This is a genomic window from Variovorax glucosi (genome assembly GCF_051216695.1).
In the GTDB taxonomy this organism is placed as follows: Bacteria; Pseudomonadota; Gammaproteobacteria; order Burkholderiales; family Burkholderiaceae_C; genus Variovorax.
Window position 1 is genome coordinate 134,941 of record NZ_JBPJZE010000001.1, and the last position, 17,823, is coordinate 152,763.

Annotated in this window: 16 protein-coding genes and 1 riboswitch; of the genes, 3 read left to right on the plus strand and 13 right to left on the minus strand. The window is 66.0% G+C overall.

Annotated elements, in window-relative coordinates:
• Positions 1-8: 8 nt before the first annotated feature.
• Positions 9-1,484: an alpha/beta hydrolase gene (locus tag ACSFA3_RS00680; RefSeq protein ID WP_435503481.1), complete on the minus strand. Its 1,476-nt coding sequence runs from the start codon at positions 1,482-1,484 to the stop codon at positions 9-11.
• A gap of 128 nt (positions 1,485-1,612) precedes the next feature.
• Here ACSFA3_RS00680 and ACSFA3_RS00685 point away from each other — a divergent pair, with 128 nt between their 5' ends.
• The gene (locus ACSFA3_RS00685; RefSeq protein WP_435503482.1) at positions 1,613-3,955 is read left to right on the plus strand and encodes an ATP-dependent DNA helicase; all 2,343 of its coding nucleotides are present in this window, start codon (positions 1,613-1,615) and stop codon (positions 3,953-3,955) included.
• On the opposite strand, the gene ACSFA3_RS00690 is transcribed toward ACSFA3_RS00685, so the two are convergent.
• The 5 genes from ACSFA3_RS00690 to ACSFA3_RS00710 are packed head-to-tail and all read right to left on the minus strand — an operon-like array spanning position 3,939 to position 9,222.
• The gene (locus ACSFA3_RS00690; protein ID WP_435503483.1) at positions 3,939-6,101 is read right to left on the minus strand and encodes a TonB-dependent siderophore receptor; all 2,163 of its coding nucleotides are present in this window, start codon (positions 6,099-6,101) and stop codon (positions 3,939-3,941) included. The two genes, ACSFA3_RS00685 and ACSFA3_RS00690, sit on opposite strands and share 17 nt — an antisense overlap.
• Positions 6,098-7,051, minus strand: coding sequence for a thiamine phosphate synthase (locus ACSFA3_RS00695; RefSeq protein WP_435503484.1), 954 nt, complete (start codon positions 7,049-7,051; stop codon positions 6,098-6,100). Before ACSFA3_RS00695 ends, ACSFA3_RS00690 begins: the two co-directional genes overlap by 4 nt.
• Positions 7,048-7,881 carry a thiazole synthase gene (locus ACSFA3_RS00700; protein WP_435503485.1) on the minus strand — a complete coding sequence of 278 codons (834 nt, stop codon included), beginning with the start codon at positions 7,879-7,881 and terminating at the stop codon, positions 7,048-7,050. Before ACSFA3_RS00700 ends, ACSFA3_RS00695 begins: the two co-directional genes overlap by 4 nt.
• A 7-nt stretch (positions 7,882-7,888) precedes the next feature.
• Positions 7,889-8,110 (minus strand): sulfur carrier protein ThiS, encoded by a 222-nt coding sequence (thiS, locus tag ACSFA3_RS00705; RefSeq protein WP_435503486.1) that lies wholly within the window; start codon positions 8,108-8,110, stop codon positions 7,889-7,891.
• Entirely contained in the window at positions 8,107-9,222 is a 1,116-nt protein-coding gene (locus ACSFA3_RS00710; protein WP_435504918.1) for an FAD-dependent oxidoreductase, read from the minus strand. Before ACSFA3_RS00710 ends, thiS begins: the two co-directional genes overlap by 4 nt.
• Before the next feature lie 32 nt (positions 9,223-9,254).
• Between ACSFA3_RS00710 and thiD the strand changes: the two genes are divergently transcribed.
• Positions 9,255-10,145, plus strand: coding sequence for a bifunctional hydroxymethylpyrimidine kinase/phosphomethylpyrimidine kinase (gene thiD, locus ACSFA3_RS00715; protein WP_435503487.1), 891 nt, complete (start codon positions 9,255-9,257; stop codon positions 10,143-10,145).
• 112 nt (positions 10,146-10,257) lie between these two features.
• Positions 10,258-10,362, minus strand: a riboswitch (TPP riboswitch).
• A gap of 60 nt (positions 10,363-10,422) precedes the next feature.
• Here thiD and ACSFA3_RS00720 read toward each other — a convergent pair.
• The 7 genes from ACSFA3_RS00720 to ACSFA3_RS00750 form a co-directional block, all read right to left on the minus strand.
• On the minus strand, positions 10,423-11,286 hold the full coding sequence (locus tag ACSFA3_RS00720; RefSeq protein ID WP_435503488.1) for a hypothetical protein: 864 nt from the start codon (positions 11,284-11,286) through the stop codon (positions 10,423-10,425).
• Positions 11,287-11,402: 116 nt separating this feature from the next.
• Positions 11,403-11,813: a YkvA family protein gene (locus tag ACSFA3_RS00725; RefSeq protein WP_435503489.1), complete on the minus strand. Its 411-nt coding sequence runs from the start codon at positions 11,811-11,813 to the stop codon at positions 11,403-11,405.
• Positions 11,813-12,823: a Bug family tripartite tricarboxylate transporter substrate binding protein gene (locus ACSFA3_RS00730; protein WP_435503490.1), complete on the minus strand. Its 1,011-nt coding sequence runs from the start codon at positions 12,821-12,823 to the stop codon at positions 11,813-11,815. Before ACSFA3_RS00730 ends, ACSFA3_RS00725 begins: the two co-directional genes overlap by 1 nt.
• A 27-nt stretch (positions 12,824-12,850) precedes the next feature.
• On the minus strand, positions 12,851-13,837 hold the full coding sequence (locus ACSFA3_RS00735) for a CvpA family protein (protein ID WP_435503491.1): 987 nt from the start codon (positions 13,835-13,837) through the stop codon (positions 12,851-12,853).
• Position 13,838: 1 nt separating this feature from the next.
• Positions 13,839-14,663 (minus strand): substrate-binding domain-containing protein, encoded by an 825-nt coding sequence (locus ACSFA3_RS00740; protein ID WP_435503492.1) that lies wholly within the window; start codon positions 14,661-14,663, stop codon positions 13,839-13,841.
• A gap of 91 nt (positions 14,664-14,754) precedes the next feature.
• Positions 14,755-16,053 (minus strand): arsenic transporter, encoded by a 1,299-nt coding sequence (locus ACSFA3_RS00745; RefSeq protein ID WP_435503493.1) that lies wholly within the window; start codon positions 16,051-16,053, stop codon positions 14,755-14,757.
• Positions 16,047-16,802 (minus strand): hypothetical protein, encoded by a 756-nt coding sequence (locus tag ACSFA3_RS00750; protein WP_435503494.1) that lies wholly within the window; start codon positions 16,800-16,802, stop codon positions 16,047-16,049. The genes ACSFA3_RS00745 and ACSFA3_RS00750 overlap by 7 nt, the downstream gene beginning before the upstream one ends.
• A 28-nt stretch (positions 16,803-16,830) precedes the next feature.
• On the opposite strand from ACSFA3_RS00750, the gene ACSFA3_RS00755 reads away from it, so the two are divergent.
• Complete coding sequence (locus ACSFA3_RS00755; protein ID WP_435504919.1) at positions 16,831-17,823, plus strand: Bug family tripartite tricarboxylate transporter substrate binding protein; 993 nt, start codon at positions 16,831-16,833, stop codon at positions 17,821-17,823.

Consider the following 17,823-nt stretch of genomic DNA (forward strand, 5'->3'; position numbering starts at 1 on the left):
GAGCATTCTTACTGCGCCGGGCAAGGCACAGTAGCGCTGGCGATCAGCGTGCGCAACTGCGCAGTCGTCGCGATGTCGTCCGCGCCGATCGCGTTGCGCGTGAAGCGGCATCCGTAGCTCGGCTGTGCCACCGTCGACGCCGTCACCACGTCGTCGCCGGCCGGCTTCACGCCGTCGCGTTCCCAGCGGATCATGGCTTCGAAGGCTTCGTTCTGCTCGGCGACGGTGAAATCGCAGTGCGTCGCGCCCCGGATCGCGCGCTGCACGAGCAGATTGCCGTTGCCCTTTGCGGTCACGCGCTTCTGATAGATCTGTTCCATGCTGAACGGCACGTACAGGTCGCCGAGCGTGTGCAGCGTCACGACCGGCATGCGGATGTTGCCGGTCGTGACCGGAATCCAGCGCAGGCCGTCGGTACGCAGGCGGTTCGCATCGGCCGCCGGGCTGAGCTTTTGCGCCGACGCGTTGAGCGTGGCGGAGCCGGCCGGGTCGTTGTCGATGACGTAGGTGAAACGGGTGGTGTCGAGCGAACTCTTGTTCAGGATGCCGTTGACCGTGCCGTCGAGGCCGAACACGCCATACACAGCGGAGAACGAGCCTCCGTAGGCAAGGCCCAGGTCGAAGATCGGCCGCTCGCCGCCGGTCAGGTTCTTCACCACGCTGGCGAATTTGGCGCCTTGCGCCGTGGTGGCGACAGGCGTTGCCGGGAATTGCGTGAACAGCGCGGCCGTGACCTGCGCCTGCACCGTCGGCCAGCTGGTGATCGGGCTGTTCGGCACGCCTGCAAGCGCCTGCGCTGCGACCTGTGCACCGCCGAAATAGTCGAACAGCTCCGTGTCGCCCAGCACGCCGCACATCGGCACGGCGCCGTTGTAGCGGACCTTGTTGTTCGCGGTGGCGAAGGTTTCGTCTTCGATGGCGGCGGCAGTGATGTGCCCGCCCATCGAAACGCCGGTGATGTAGATGCGGGTCGGCGTCGTCAGCGCGCGGCCGTTGTCGGCGGCGATCTTGTTGAAGGCATTGGCGAGGGCATTGGTGTCCTCGACGCCGACGCGGACGTCGTAGTAATTCTTTGAATAGCTCGACGCCGCCCAGGCATAACCGTTGGCGATGAGGTAGCGACGGATCTGGGGGTTCTGCACTGACACCAGGTTGCCGGTGCCGGCATAGCCGTGGGCGTACATGACCAGCTTGCCGTTCCAGTTCGGCGGCACTTCGACGCGATAGGCCGCGTTGCCGATCACGCCGGCCCAGCGGCTCGTAGTGGAGACGTCGACGGTATCGCCGCTGGCGGCCGCCATCGCGGCGAAGGTCGTCGCCGGCGGGGTGGCCGGCGCGAAACTGGTGCGGCTGTCCTGCAACCGTGTTTCCTCGGGCACCGGCGGCGTGGGCGTCGGCGTGTTCGAGCCGCCGCCGCCGCCGCCGCAGGCGACCAGCGTCAGCGATGCGGCAATGGCCAGCAGGGATGCATTCTTGTTGTTCATCTCGAGAGTCTCCGGGAGAAATCAGGAACCGCAGCCTATGGCGGCCGGCTGCAATGCGTTCCAAGGAATTACCCGGTGAAGCTATCGCGTCTGCGACACTTTGTGATGACTGTATATTTAAACAGTCGATGAACAACGCTACCGAACACCAACCGCCAGTCGCCGAAGCCGCGCTCGCAGCGCTTGCCGTCTCGGTGAAGTCGCTGTGCGCATTCGGAGCCAAGGCCGGCGACCTCGACTTTCGCTTCGGCCCCGTGCCCAGCGCGCAGGAAGGCATCGCCGGGCATCTGCTGGTCCAGGGCCGTCGCGGCGATGGCTACCAGAGCGAGGTCACGCTGTCGGCGGACCTCGAAGGATTGCATGTCCGCGGTCGCGCCGATAGTTTCCAGTCCGAAGGCGATGGCGCACCGCGCGTCGAAGAGATAAAGACCTTTCGTGGCGAGTTCGATGCCATCCGCCAGAACCACCGCGCGCTGCATTGGGCGCAGGCCCGGACCTACGGCTGGATGCTGTGTGAAAAGCACGGCCTGCCCGCCATCGACGTGGCACTGGTCTACCTCGACCTTTCGAGCGGCGAGGAAACGGTGCTGGTCGAAAGCGCCACGCGCGACGAATTGCGCGACGCGTTCGAGGTGCTCTGTCGCCGCTTCATGGCCTGGGCGCTGCAGGAGGCCGGCCATCGAAAAGCGTTGCGCGCAGCGCTCGGCGGGATCTCGTTTCCGCATGCCGGGTTCCGCGCCGGCCAGCGCGAACTGGCGCAGGGCGTGTTTCGTGCCGCCGCATCCCAGCGCTGTCTGATCGCGCAGGCGCCGACGGGTATCGGCAAGACGGTTGCAACGATCTTTCCGCTGTTGCGCGGCTGGCCTGCGCATGGCACCGACAAGGTTTTCTTTCTCACGGCCAAAACGTCCGGGCGCGCGATCGCGCTCGAAGCGCTCGACCTGATCGCGCCGATCGATATGCCGGCGGACGAGGTGCCGCTGCGCATCGTCGAGCTCTCCGCCCGCGAAAAGCTCTGCGAATACCCTGGCCGCGCGTGCAGCGGCGACGCCTGTCCGCTGGCGGCCGGCTTCTACGACCGGTTGCCGGCCGCGCGCGCCGAAGCTGTCGAAACACGTCGCCTGCCGCTTGCCGCGCTCCGGGAAGTCGCGCTCGCGCATCAGGTCTGCCCGTACTACCTGTCGCAGGAAATGGTGCGCTGGGCCGACGTGGTGGTCGCCGACTACAACTACTACTTCGACGGCAGCGCCTTCCTGTACGCGCTCACGCGGCAGGAAGACTGGAACGTCGCGGTGCTCGTCGACGAGGCGCACAACCTGCTTGAGCGGGCGCGCGGCATGTATTCGGCGTCGCTCGATGCGGGCGCTCTGTCGCAGGCGAGGGCGCTGGCGCCGAATGCGCTGCGGCTGGTCATCGACCGCGTCCGGCGCGAATGGCGATCGATGCAGAACGTGCAGACCGATGACTACGCCGCACACGACGAGGTGCCCGAAGCCTTGCAGCAGGCGCTGCAGGACGCCGTCGCGGCGATGGCCGAGCACTTCGCAGCCACGCCGGAAGACGCGAAAGGCCCGCTGCAGCGCTTCTTCTTCGATGCGCTGCATTTCGTGCGGCTTTCGGGATCGCTGGCCGACCATTCGGTGTTCGAGAGCACGCTCGAAGGCATGGGCCCATCGGATGCCATCGCGGTCCGCAACCTGATCCCGGCGCCGCATCTCAAGTGGCGTTTCGCCACATCGATGACCACGGTCTGCTTCTCCGGCACCATCGCGCCGTTCGCGTTCTATCGCGACATGCTCGGGCTGCCCGACGACGCAGCCGAGCTTGAAGTCGCGTCGCCGTTTCGCTCGGCGCAGCTCGAAGTGCACATCGCCCGCGACATCTCGACCCGCTACCACGACCGCGCCGGCTCGATGCAGAGGCTGGTCGACACGGTGGCTGCGCAGTACGCGCGCCGGCCCGGCAACTACATGGTGTTCTTCAGCAGCTTCGACTTTCTAGGCAAGGCGCAGGCGCTGTTCGCGGAATGCCATCCGCAGATCGCGGTGTGGGCGCAGTCGTCCGGCATGCCGGAGATGGATCGGGCGGCCTTCGTCGCGCGGTTTCGGCCGGGCGGGCAGGGCGTGGGCTTCGCAGTGCTCGGCGGCGCTTTCGGCGAAGGCATCGACCTGCCGGGCGACCGGCTGATCGGCGCTTTCATCGCCAGCCTCGGCCTGCCGCAGCACGACGCGCGCAACGAGGCGATGCGCCGGCGCATCGACGCGCGCTTCGGCGGCGACGGTTACGCGTACACCTATCTTTATCCGGGCATGCGCAAGGTGGTGCAGGCCGCGGGCCGCGTGATCCGCACTGAAAGCGATGCCGGCGTGCTGCATCTGCTCGACGACCGTTTCGCGCAGCCGGAAGTGCTGCGCCTGCTGCCGCCGTGGTGGCAGATCGAGGGCACCGCCCCGATTACAGCGCCACCGTGACTGCCAGCCGCAGCGTGCGCGGCGCGCCGGGGAACAGGTAGACGTGGCCGAACTGGTATGGCGATTCCTTCCAGTAGCGGCGGTCGGCCAGGTTTTCGACGCCCAGCGTCCAGCTGGTGGCGACGCCGTTCAGCTTCGTGTCGTAACGCAGTGCTGCATCGAAGCGTGTCCATGACGGCAACTGGATCGAACCGTCCGGCAGCACGTTGCGCCGGCCCTCGTACGACATCGCGCCCTGCAGTTCCAGCCCCGGCACGGCGGCGACGCGGTAGGCGACCTGCGCGCGCGCGACGTTCTTCGGCACGTTGGTCGGGCGCTGGCCGTTGATGTCGGGCTGCGCGATGCTGCCTTCGCGCCTGGCGTCGAGCAACGTCATGCTGCCGGCCAGGCGCCACGGGCCTTGCGTCCATTGCGAGCTGGCTTCCAGGCCGCTATGCGATGCCTTGCCGTCGGTCGCGATCGTGCAGGCGGCGCCGGTGTTGACGCAGAAATCCAGATTCGTCACCGGGCGCTGGATATCGAAATACGCGACTTGCCAGTTGAAAGTTTCTGCTCCGCCCTTCAAGCCGATCTCCCACTGCCGCGACGTGAGCGCCGGCAGCGCCTCGCCGGCATTCGTGTAGCGCGACGCACGGTTCGGCACGACCTGAGATTCGACGCCCTTGCCCCAACTGGCGTACGCCAGCAGATTCGGTTGCAGCGCATAGCTCACGGCCAGCCACGGCGTGGTGATGCCGTCCTTGTAGCCGGTTGGCCGGGAGCCGTCGGTGCGGACGCTCTCGCGGTCGAGGCGCGTGTAGCGCGCGCCGACCCAGGTCGTGAGCCGGTCGTTCCAGCGGATCGCGTCCTGCACCGAGAACTCTGTCGAGCGCTCGTCGCGGTTGGTGTTGGTGTCGGTCAGCGACGGGTCGGCCGGCACGATCGCAGTGCCCTGTACGTTGCCGGTGCCGACGTAGTTGAACGCCTGGTCCTGGAAGCGGTTGCGCACGCGGCTTGTCATCAGCCCGAAAGACAAGTCGTGCTTCACGCTGCCGGTTGTCGCCTTTCCCTTGAGATTCAGGCTGCCGGCGGTCTGCACGCGACGCTCGTTCTCGCTGCGGAAATCGTAGAAATCGAAGGTGCCGTCGGAGCAGTAGCGGTCGAAGTTGCCCTCGGCGCCACAGCCGAAGGCGTACGCGAGACGGTCGTCGCTCTTCAGGCGCTGCTGGCCGACCTGCGCGCTCCAGCGCCAGTCGGTGTTGATGGCCTGTGTGAAGCGCAGCGTGCCGGTCAGGCCTTCGAAGACCGACGGTTGCGACCACGACTGGTTGTTCAGATTCAGGCGCGGGTCGACATGCGCCGGCAGCGTGTTGCCGAGCAGGCTGAAGCCGTTCTGGCTCGGCTGCGTCCGCTTGCTGTATTCGATTTCGGCCTCGAAGACCGAGTCGCGCGTGATGCGCCAGTCCGCCGCCAGCGAGAACAGGTTGCGATGGCCGTCGAGGTTGTAGGTGCGCGGCTTCAGGTCTTCGGCGGCGACGTTCAGGCGATAGCCGAACTGCCGCTCTTCGCCGAAGCGCCCGCCCAGGTCGACCGCACCCAGCACGCTGCCGCGTCCGCTGATCTCCGTGCGCACCACGCGCAGGTCCTGCTCGGTCGGCCGCTTGACGACAAAGTTCACCAGGCCGCCCGGTGCGCTGGTGCCGGCCTGGATACCGCTGGTGCCGCGCAGGATTTCGACGCGCTCCTTGTTGTCGAGCGGAATCGATGTCTCGGCGCTGATCGGCAGGCCTTCGCGGCGGTAGTTGAAGCGGTTGTCCAGCACGAAGCCGCGCACCGTCAGGTAGTCCCAGTAACCAGCCGAGTTATACGCATCGGTGACCGAGGCGTCGAACTGCGTCAGGTCTGCCAGGCGACGCGCGCCGCTGGCCTGGATCTGGCGGCTGTCGACGATGGTGGCCGACAGCGGTACTTCTTTCAGCGGCAGATCGCCGAAACCGCTGATGTCGGCTTGCGGTGATGCAGAGCGCGCATCGACGGTGATGGCGGAGAGCGTGGGCTCGGCGCTGGTCTGCGATTGCGCAGTTGCGGCGGACGCGATCAGAAGCAGCGTCGTCGCGACGGCCAGGGCGACCGGCGTCGGCTTCGGAGTAGGGTAGTGGTTTGTCATGTGGATGTCTTCGTTATCAGTGAAATGAATTCGGCGGCGACGGCTTCCGGATCGGCAGCCGCCACGAGTGCGCGCACCACGGCGACCGAGCCGACGCCGGTGGCCAGCACGTCCGGCAGACTTGCCTTGTCGATGCCGCCGATGGCGACCTGCGGATAGCCGCGCAGCAACCGCGCGTAAGCCGAGAGCCGTGCGATGCCCTGCGGCGCGGTCGCCATGCGCTTGAGCGTTGTCGGGAAGACGGCGCCCATCGCGATGTAGCTCGGGCTCACCGCATCGGCGCGGACCATTTCGGCATAGCCATGCGTGCTGACGCCGAGCCGCAGACCGGCGTCTCGGATCTTTTCGAGGTGCGCCGGGGAGAGGCTGTCCAGATCTTCCTGACCGAGATGCACGCCGTAAGCACCGGCGTCGATGGCGACCGGCCAGTGATCGTTGATGAAGAGCCGAGCCGACGTGCCGCGGACCGCCTGGACGGCGGCACGCACCTCGCGCTCGACGGCCACGGCATCGTCGGACTTGAAGCGCAACTGCACCGTCGGCACACCGGCTCGCGCCATGCGGCCGACCCATGCGGCATCGGGCAGCACGGCGTAAAGGCCGAGCTTGTCGGGGCAGGGCGTGAATGAGTCTGGGCGAGCAGCGGGCGGGAAAGTGCGCAGGCCGAAATCTTCGGGTGCTTCCGGCCATGCGTTCGCGTCGAAGTGGCCGGTGCGCTGCGTCTGCGCCCGCCATGCGCCGGCAAGGCATTCGGCGTCGATGTCGACAAAGCCCAGCGCGACGCAGCCTTCCTTGGCCGCCCTGTAGACGGCGTCGGTCGAAGTGAATTCGACGGGTTCGCGCTTGCACGCGAGGCCGAAACGCTCGGCGTGTGCGGCCACGATGGCAGCTGCATCGCCGTGAACATCGCCGTAAACATCGCCGTGAAGGCGGAGCGCTTCGCTGTTCATGTCGGCGTACCTCCATCGGCGTGATGCCAGAACGGCGTACCCAGCACCGGCGTGCTCGGCTGCGCCGATTCCTGCGCCGACATCGCGCCGCCAAGATGCGCAGCGCGACCGGCGCGCACCGCATCGGCGAACGCGCCGGCCATCACGACCGGGTCCTGCGCCAGCGCGACAGCCGTGTTCAGCAGCACGCCGTCGTAACCCCACTCCATGACCTGGCAGGCGTGCGACGGAAGCCCGAGCCCGGCATCCACCAGCAGCGGCACGTCGAGCCGCTCGCGCAGCAGCCGCAACGCATACGGATTGATGGGGCCGCGCCCGGTCCCGATCGGCGCGGCCCAGGGCATGACGGCCTGGCAGCCGACATCGACCAGCCGCTGGCACAACACCAGATCCTCGGTGCAGTACGGCAGTACGAGGAAGCCGTCGCGGATCAGTCGCGATGCGGCGTCGACAAGGTTCAGTGTGTCCGGCTGCAGCGTGTAGTCGTCGCCGATCAGCTCCAGCTTGATCCACGGCGTTTCGAACAGCTCGCGTGCCATGTGCGCGGTCGCGACGACTTCCTGCACGCCGTGGCATCCGGCGGTGTTGGGCAGCACGGGAACGTCGAGGCGGCGCAGCAGATCCCAGAAGCCGTTCGATGCGGTCGGCGCTGCCGGGGCATCGTGTGTCGTTTCGCGGCGCAGCGATGCGGTCAGCATGGCCGGCTGGGCACGCCGGACTGCAGCCTCGAGCACGGCCGGTGACGGATAGCGCGCGGTGCCGAGCAGCAGCCGGCTTGGAAAGGTGTGGCCGTAGAGGACCAGTGCGTCGTTGTCTGCTTGGTTTTTCATGATCGTTCTAGCCGCCCGTCACGGGGCGAATCACTTCAATGCGGTCGCCGTCGCCCAGCGTGTGCGTGCCGTATGCCGAGCGCGGGACGAAGACGCGATTGACGGCTGCCGCGAACGGCGGCGCTGCTGCGGCCAGCGCCAGCGCATCGGCCAGCACGGCGGGAGCCGGGATCGCATGCGGCCGGTCGTTGATGCGGACCTGCAGCAAGGTCCGAGTCGCGGTCGTCATGCGGCGGCTTTCTCTTCGACGTTCGCCGCGACGAGCCCGAATCCGGCAGCCAGCGAGGATTCGCCGGTCGTCAGCCACTCCATCGCCATGTCCAGCATGGCCGGCGCGATCAGAAAACCGTGGCGGTACAGGCCATTGATTTCCAGCAAGTGCGGCTGCGGATGCCGGATCGCAGGCAGGTTGTCGGGCAGTGTCGGGCGGCATTGCGTCGCGATCTCGAGAATGCGCGCCTCGCCGAATCCGCTGTGCACCGCGTAGGCCGCGCTCAGCAGTTCAAGCGTCGAGCGCACGCTGGCGGGCGACATGTCGTCGGACTCGATTTCTGTCGCGCCGATCACGAACACGCCACCCGGCTTGGGCGCGATGTAGATCGGATAGCGCGGGTGCAGCAGCCGCACCGGCCGGCGCAACGCGACTTCGGGCGCGTGCACGCGGATCACTTCGCCGCGCACGCCGCGCAGCGCGTTCCATTGCGGTCGCGCGCCGAGGCCACGGCAATCGATGACGGGTGCATCGGCAGTGGGCGTGAAATCCTGCGGCGCTTTCGGCTGGTTCCAGTGGAGCGTCACGTTCGGCATCGCCTCCAGCGCGGCGAGCAATGCGGCGAGCAGCGCGCGGTTGTCGAGCTGCCCTTCGTCGGGGAGGAACAGGGCTTGCGGGAAACGCGTGCCCAGTGCGGGTTCGAGCGCTGCGACGCCAGCGCCGTCGAGTCGCCGGATGGCTTGCGAATCGAACAGGTCGGGCAGCTGCGCCGCAGACCGTGCCAGCACACCGGAAAAGCGCGCAGCTTCGGGCGCGTCCTGTCGATGCCAGAGCACCAGCGTGCCTTCGCGCTGAAAGAAAGCCGGCGCATCGAGCGCGGCGAGCAGCGTCGGCCAGCGCGTCAATGCATGACGTCCCATTCGAACCACCGGCGCCGGCGCAATCGCAGATTCGGCCAGTGGCGCGAGCATCGCGGCAGCCACCCGTGCGGCCGCACCTTCCGCCGCCGCGCTTCCGGCGTCGTACAGCGAGACGCGACAGCCGGCGCGCGCCAGCGTCAGCGCCATCAGCCGGCCCATCAGGCCCGCCCCGAGCACGGTCGCCGAAGCGAAGGGCAATGGCGCGCGCATCGTCATTGCGCCGCTCCCCGATAATTTTTGGCATGACCACCACCGACCAGCGAGAACCGATTCACACGATTCACACGACTCGTACAAGTTACCCGCGCGTGCTTTCCATCGCCGGCTCCGACAGCGGCGGCGGTGCTGGCATCCAGGCCGACCTGAAGACGTTCGCCGCGCTTGGCTGCCACGGCATGACCGCGATCACCGCACTGACGGCGCAGAACACGCTCGGTGTCAGCGCCATCCAGGAGATCACGCCTGCGTTCCTGAAAGCGCAGATCCAGGCCGTGGTCGAGGACATCGGCGTCGACGCGGTGAAGCTCGGCATGCTGCCGACGCCGGCACACGTCGAGATCGTGGCCTGGGCCATCGACAACTACCGGTTGCCGAACGTGGTGCTCGACACGGTGATGGTCGCCAGCAGCGGACATCGGCTGACCGCTGCCGACACGGCCGCCGCTCTGGTGCGCGAGTTGTTTCCGCGATGTACGCTGGTCACGCCGAATCTCGACGAAGCGGCATCGCTGATCGGGCATGCGATCGAAGGAGACGATGCGATGGACAAGGCGGCTGAGGAACTGCTGGCGCTCGGCGCGCGCGCGGTCCTGCTCAAGGGCGGGCACCTGCGGGGCGATGCGCTGGTCGATGTACTGATGGCGCGCGATTCCGAAGCCGCTCGTCGATTTGTCTCGTCGCGCATCGCGAGCCTTAATCTGCACGGCACCGGCTGCACGTTGTCGTCTGCGATCGCCGCGCATCTGGCGTTGGGTCATTCGCTGGCCGACGCCGTAGAGCGCGCCAGAACGTACGTTCGCGGAGCCATCGCCGCCGGAGCGGATGTCGTCACGGGCAACGGCAGTCACGGACCGCTCAACCACGGCTTCGCGCCCGTGCCGATGCAGCGCCTGACGGCGAAACCGTTGCGCTAGCTGCGCGTCTTGTGTGCAATGCCATCCATTTGCTCCGGGCAAATCGTGTGGCAGGTGGGCATGGCCCGACGCTCCCGAAGAGGGGAACGTGCATCACGCGCGAACGGCGTGACGGCGACCGGGCCGGCTTCCCTGCGCGAGGATTAACTCAATCAGGTTCAAAGGGACTTTCTCAGCCGGGTCCGTCGAAACGGACCCAGCACCCCTAGCGAGGCGCCATTCTAGGACCGATCCGAGCTTTCATCCGGACCGGTCTGATCGATGCGATGTCGGTCGACTACAGCTTTCCGGCTTTCATCCAACCGAGAATTTCAGTCAGTTGGGACTCGGCGCGCGAGCTCTCGGACTCCGTGAATTCCTGGCCGATTACTTTGACCAGCTTCGAACATTCGGCCGGATCCTTCAGGTCGACACCCGAATGCCGAAGCATTGCTGCAATCTGCTGCAGATCCTGCTTTCTCTCGGCTGTCTTTGGGTCGTCCATGTATCGACCGAGACATCCGGCAACGAGGCGCGGTGCAGTCGAAGTCGATGGAACTCCGATTCGTCCCGTATAGCCTGAACCGGCCAGTTTCGGAAATACGAGTGCCGAGTTTTCCTGCGACAGATTGACAGGGAATTTTTCCTTCTTCCCGTCGCTGTACGAGAAATTCAAATCGATCGAGCCGGATGCACCGGGAATCAAGCTCTGCTTTTGACCCTGCACTCTCGCGGTGCGACCATCCGGCATTTGCGCGACGACGTCCAATTTGCCAAGCAAACTGTAGGCTTGACCGAAGTCGGTTTTGTTTCCGACCTGGATATCGATATTGGCCGGATCGCGAATGCCGCCCAAGGAAAGTGCAGCAAGGCTTCCGCCGATCTCGGCAAAGATCTTGTTCTTTGCAAGCACATCGATGACCGTGCCCGCGGCCTCCAGCTTGGCGCGCATTGTCGGTTGCTTGCGACCGACTTCCTGAAGCCATGGCGACAATCCACCGAGCGCATTGGGCATCGCAGCCGCTTGCAAAGGGTTGGAATCGGCTCGATCTTTCAGTCGCGAGAAGGTAGTTGGTGCTTTCGTCTGTCGACCGAGCCCGTCGGCCCTGAGATTTGCGATTCCGTCGGCGACTGGACGAGGGGTGGAATTGATCGGTTTCATTTTTCGCTCAGGGTTGGCCGGCCGTCATGATCGAGTCGTCATGATCGAGTCGTCACGCGGCGTAATTTCAAGCGTAAACGTGCAAATCTCTTCGTCAGTTCGGACTTCTCCGAAATTCAACGGCTACGCGATGCGTCCTGCCAATTCGGGGCTAACCATACCCAAAGCGCCGCTGCAACCGCAACCCAAATGACCACGATCGCCACCGCACCCACCCGGCTGATCGGCTTCTTTCCCTCGGCCGCCATCCACGCATCCGCCTGCATCCTGCAATCCGAAAGAACATCGGCCGGCAGCATCCTGATCGTCAGGTAGATCAGCACGGGCAGCAGAAGCACATCGTCTACATACCCCAGCACCGGGATGAAATCCGGAATGAGATCGATCGGGCTCAGCGCATATGCGACGACGAAAAGCCCGAGCGCTTTCGCGTACCACGGCGTCGCGGGATGCTTGCCCGCGAACCAGAGCGTGACGCCGTCGCGCTTGATCCGCTTGGCCCACGTTTTCAGGCTCCCGAGATTCATCAGTCCGGCTTGATGTTCGCCCGCACGATCACCTTCTTCCAGCGCTCCTGCTCGACGGCGATGAACTTCGCGAACTCTTCCGGCGTGCCGCCGATCGATTCCGCGGCGTCGCCCTTGAGCCGGTCGAGCACGTCGTTCGTCTTCATGCCCTTCATCGTTTCCGCCGACAGCTTGGCGACGTTGGCGGGTGCCATGCTGGCCGGCGCGAGCATGCCGTACCACTGGGTCATCTCGAAGCCAGGGTAACCCTGTTCGGCGACGGTCGGAACATCGGGGAGTTGCGGCAGGCGCTTCGACGAGCCGGTCGCGATGCAGCGCACCTTGCCGGCCTTGATGAACGGCAGGATCGCCGCCGCGCCGATGGCCGACGCTTCGAGCCGACCGGAGAGCAGGTCGGTGAGCATCGGGCCGGTGCCGCGGTAGGGCACGTGCAGCATGAACACGCCGGAGGTGATCTTCAGATACTCGAAAGCAAGGTGACCCGCGCTGCCGTTGCCGGCCGATCCGTAGCTCAGCTTGCCGGGGTTCTTCTTCGCATAGGCGATGAACTCGGTGAGATTCTTCGCCGGGACGTCGGGATGCACGACATACAGGCTCGGCACCTTGGCCAGCAGGCTGACCGGCTTGAAGTCCTTGTTGGCGTCGTAGGGCAGCTTTTCGAAGATGTACGGATTCACCGCCAGCGTGCCGATGTGGCCCAGGATGATGGTGTGCTGGTCGTCGCTGCGAGCCACTTCACCCATCGCGATGTTGCCGGCCGCGCCGGGCTTGTTGTCGACGAAGACGCTCTGGCCGATGGTCTTGGAGAGCTCCGCCGCACTCGAACGCGCGACGATTTCGGAGCTGCCGCCCGGCGCGAACGGCACGACGAAGCGGATGGATTTCGTCGGCCAGGTGCCTTGCGCGGCGCTGAACGTGGGCAGCAGTCCACCGAATGCGAGCGCGCCGCCGGCTTGCAGGAGGTGGCGACGGCTGGCGGCAGTCACGAGCGTGTGAGCAGGATTTTTCATGGATGTCTCGTTAGTTGGAGTCGGGACTCAGTTGCGGAACGTCTGCGTGATCATCAGCCCGTGACGGCCGCCGTCGACGATGCCGATGCCCAGGCGCCCGAAGTTGGGAAAGAGGATGTTCGCGCGATGTCCCGGCGATTTCATCAGGCCCTGGTGCGCCATGTCGAGCGTGCGGGCGAGCGCGAGGTTCTCGCCGGCCGCGCGGTAGGTCAGGCGTGCCGCGCGTAGTCGGTCGAAGGGCGTCCTGCCCTCGGGCGTCTCATGCGCGAAATAGCTGCGCGCGAACATGTCGCGCGAATGGTTGCGTGAGACTTCGACGGTCTCGGGGTCGGCGACCAGCGGCCGCACGCCGGCCTTGACCCGCTCTTCATTCACCAGCACCAGCATGGCCGCCTCCAGTTCGGGCCGCGAAGGCGGATTCCCGACGACGAACGGCAGCGCGATGCGCTCTTTCGATTCGGGCGCGACGGTCAATGCCTGCATGGTCCGCTCGACCGCCGGATTGAAGATCGGTCCGAGTTGCCGCTCCAGCCATTCGGCGGGTACGCCCAGCTTCGAAACCAGCTCGCTCTCCTGCGATGCCTTGGTGATGTCGTCCGTCAGCGGCAGTGCGGTGAGCAACACAGCGACGACCATCGCATTGATCACGCCGTTGGCCACGCCGGGCACGATGCCGAACAGGCGGTCGACCTTGCGCGCCGTCGTGCCCGGATAGACCGGTCGGACGACAAATCGCGCCACGCTGCCGATGGCGATCTGCGCAACGATGAAGACCAGCAGGAAAGCCGCTGGCGAAGCCCAGGGCTCCATCAGCAAACGGTGACTGTCGAGCATGTTGCCCAGCAGAGGCGTCGCGAAGAACGCAGCCAGCAAGCTGCCGGCAAGGCACGCTAGCTCGACCACGCCGGCGACGAAGCCTCGCTGCCACCCGCGCCAGAGACTCAGCAGGACGATGGCGACGAGCGCCGCGTCGACGAGGTTGAATGGCAGCGCGGAAACGCTGGGAAGTTCCATCTCAGCGCGCCGCGAGCGGTTCGAGCCCGGTCTTCGCGATGGTGGGTGCGGCGGCAGGGGAGTTGAGGTAGCGGATCAGCTCGCGCGCTGCTTCAGGATGTTTCGATCCGGTCGCGATGCCGGCCGAAAACACCGTCACGCGCTGGACTTCGGCCGGCAGCGGCCCGATGTAGTCGATGCCGTCGATGGGTATCAGTTCGCTGACCTGCTGCAGCCCGAGCGCCGCATCGCCGCGAGCGACCACCGTGCCGACGCGCTCGCTCAGGATGCGCCTGCTCTTCGGCTTGACCTGATCTTCGATGCCGAGATTCTTCAGCATCTCGGTCTCGTAATACGTACCGCTGGCGCTGGCCGAATACGCAATCGACGGCGCGGCAATCAGCGTGCGCCTGAGTGCTTCGACGGTGCCGATGTCCGGTCGCGGCGCGCCTTTCTTCACGGCGAAACCGATGGCCGAGCGCACCAGATCGACCTGGCTGCCCTGCACGACCTTACCGTCTTTTGCCAAGGCGTCGAGAGCGGAGCGCGCGAGGATCACGACATCCGCCGGCTCGCCGCGGCCGAGCCGGCTGGGGATCGAATCGTCCGCATTGCCCATCGACGCACCGTAGGCTGTCTTGACGGTGTGGCCGGTGCGTTTCTCGAAGTCAGGACGTAGATCGTTGTAGGCGGCGGTGAATCCACCGGAGGTCATGACGTGGATCTCGGCCGGCGCCGGCTTGCCAACGAGGCTGCCGCAGCCGGGCAGGGCGAGGGCCAGGCCGAGAAGGCCGGCGAAGAGGGCGCTGCGGCGTGGAATCGAATAGGCTGAGTGAAGGCTTGCCATGGTGTCTCCGTTGTTCTGGTGTCGTTCACGGAAATACTAGGCGGCGAAGCTTTCAATCAGCCTGCAGCGGCATTGGGGTATCCACCAATGATCACGGCAGCAGGGTGCTCGCACCCAGCCGCAGCGCCAGAGCGGCCAGCGTGACGAGCAGCACCGGCACGGTCAGCACGATGCCGACCTTGAAGTAGTAGCCCCAGCCGATCGTCGTGCCTTTCTTGGCCAGCACATGCAGCCAGAGCAGCGTGGCGAGGCTGCCGATGGGCGTGATCTTCGGGCCGAGGTCGCAGCCGATGACGTTGGCATAGACCATGGCTTCCTTCACCACGCCGGTCGCGCCCGAAGCGTCGATGGAAAGCGCGCCGATCAGCACGGTCGGCATGTTGTTCATGACCGACGAGAGCAACGCCGTCAGGAAGCCGGTGCCCATGGCCGTGCCCCAGATGCCGCCTTGCGCAAAGAAGTTCAGCAACGACGCGACGTGATCGGTCAACCCGGCGTTGCGCAGTCCGTAGACGACGAGGTACATGCCCAGCGAGAAGACGACGATCTGCCACGGCGCGCCGCGCAGTACTTTCCCCGTCGCAATGACCTGGCCGCGTGCAGCCACGACGAGCAGCATTACGGCGCAGAACGCAGCCACCGCGCTGACCGGCACCCCCAGCGGTTCCAGTCCGAAGAAGCCGACCAGCAACAGTGCGAGCACGACCCAGCCGGCCCGGAACGTCGCGCGGTCGCGGATCGCTTCGGCGGGCGCCCTGAGTTGCGCCGCGTCATAAGTCTTCGGAATGGCGTGGCGAAAGTACAGCAGCAGCACTGCGAGGCTGGCCGCCACGGCCGCGATGGCGACCGGCACCATCACCGATGCGTACGTGTTGAAACCGATGTCGAAGAAGTCCGCCGAGACGATGTTCACCAGGTTCGACACGACCAGCGGCAGGCTGGCGGTGTCGGCGATGAAGCCGGCCGCCATCACGAAGGCGAGCGTGGCGGCCGGCGTGAAGCCGAGCGCGACCAGCATCGCCATCACGATGGGCGTGAGGATCAGCGCGGCGCCGTCGTTGGCGAACAGCGCCGAAACCGCCGCGCCGAGCAGCACGATGAAAGCGAACAGCCGCTGGCCGCGCCCAGCGCCCCAGCGCGCGACATGCAGCGCGGCCCATTCGAAGAAACCGGCCTCGTCCAGCAGCAGGCTGATGACGATCACCGCGATGAAGGTGGCGGTCGCGTTCCAGACGATGCCCCAGACCGTCGCGATGTCCGAAGGCTGGACCACGCCGAGCAGCAACGCGACCAGCGCGCCGGCCGACGCGCTCCAGCCGATGCCCAGACCGCGCGGCTGCCAGATGACGAGCACCAGGGTGGCGATGAAGATCAGGATCGCGGTCAGCATGCGGACGACCCGCAAGTCCAGCGACCGGATGCGGCACAGACATCGACACGCTGGCCATCGAGCCGGACCTGCGCTTCGTCGATCGGGGACGGATGCTGCGGATCGACGTCGAAAGCCACGCCGAGCGCATCGGCGACTGCGGCGTTCTCCATCGGCAGTTCCCAGGTCAGGAAAACCAGGCCGCAGTCGCGATCGGCAGGGAAGTCGTCCGCGGAAAATCCATTGCTTCGGCGGTCGATGACGGCATGCGGCTGTCCGGTGTCGAAGACCACCGCTGTGCCCCTCGCCAGCGGAATGCGTTGCGCGGTGCCGGGGAAATGCAGGTCGACTCCCTTGTCTTCGCTGAGGAAGAGGTTGCAGAACGCAGCACCGCCGTACTGCGCGCCATCGTGGTGATAGCGCGCGCCGCGGCAGGTCATGAGGGCGATGTCGGCGTCGGCAAGCACGTCGCCCAGGCCGGGCGCAAGCGTTGCAATCCACTCCGACATCGAACGCACGCAAGTCCCGTAGTCAGGCCAGCGCAGGCGGGCACGCGGCAGCGGGAGCGACTCGACGTCGCCGGATTCCAGTCCGAGAAGCGATGTTTCTCTCTCCCAGTCGGCCAGCAGCCGGGCAGGGAGCGCGGGGATGTCGAGCTTGCGATGAAGCACGGCGTCGCCGACGCTCCGGCTTCGAAAGACATCCCGTTCCGCGCTCAGGTAATAGGAAACGAGGTTGCCCGCCGGCGCGTCCTTCGCAAGAATCTTCACAACTTAAACCCGTGAGACAAAAACCATGATTCTCCGCCGCCGCGCGATGTGCGCCGCCTCCCTGTATTCGATCGCGCTCTGCGCATCGTTTGCCTCCTTGCCTGCATTCGCGCAATCCGCCGCCGGATTTCCGTCCAAACCGGTCACCATCGTCGTGCCCAATCCGCCCGGCGGCGTGGTCGACTCGTCGGCGCGCCTCGCAGCCGACCCGATGTCGCGTCTGCTCGGTCAGGCCGTCGTGATCGACAACCGCGGTGGCGCGAGCGGCAACATCGCCTATCAGATGGTGGCCCGCGCGCCCAAGGACGGCTACACGCTGCTGGCTTCGTATTCGGCGTACCACGTCGGCAACCCGGCGATGTTCGCCAAGCTGCCGTGGGAGCCGAAGGACCTGGTGCCGGTCGCGCTGATCGCGGCTGCGACCAATGTGATCACCGTGAATCCTTCGTTGCCGGTCAAGGATCTGAAATCGTTCATCGCTTATCTGAAGCAAAACTCAGGCAAGGTGAATTACGCATCGCAGGGCAACGGATCGTTGTCGCATGTCGGCACCGAACTGTTCGACCAGACCACCCAGACCGAGATGACGCATGTGCCGTACAAAGGCTCCGGCGCGGCGATCCAGGACGTGCTCGGCGGCCAGGTCGAAGTATTCATCACCACGCCGCCGTCGGTCATCGGTCACATCCAGACCGGCAAGCTGCGTGCGCTGGCCGTCACCAGCAAGACGCGCCATCCGATGCTGCCCGATGTGCCGACAACCGCAGAGGCTGGCCTTCCGGGCTTCGAGCTGGAAGCGTGGGTGGGACTGTTCGCGCCGGCCGGCACGCCGCCGGATGTGATCGCGAAACTGTCGGAAAGCGTCAAGCAGGCGCTGGCACAGCCGGAAACGAAGAAGCGCGCCGACACGCTCGGCATCGAGCCGCGCTATCTGGGGCCGGAGGCGCTTGCGGCGCTGGTCGCGAAGGACACGGCGTACTGGGGAAAGATCATCAAGGAGCGGAACATCCGCGCCGACTGA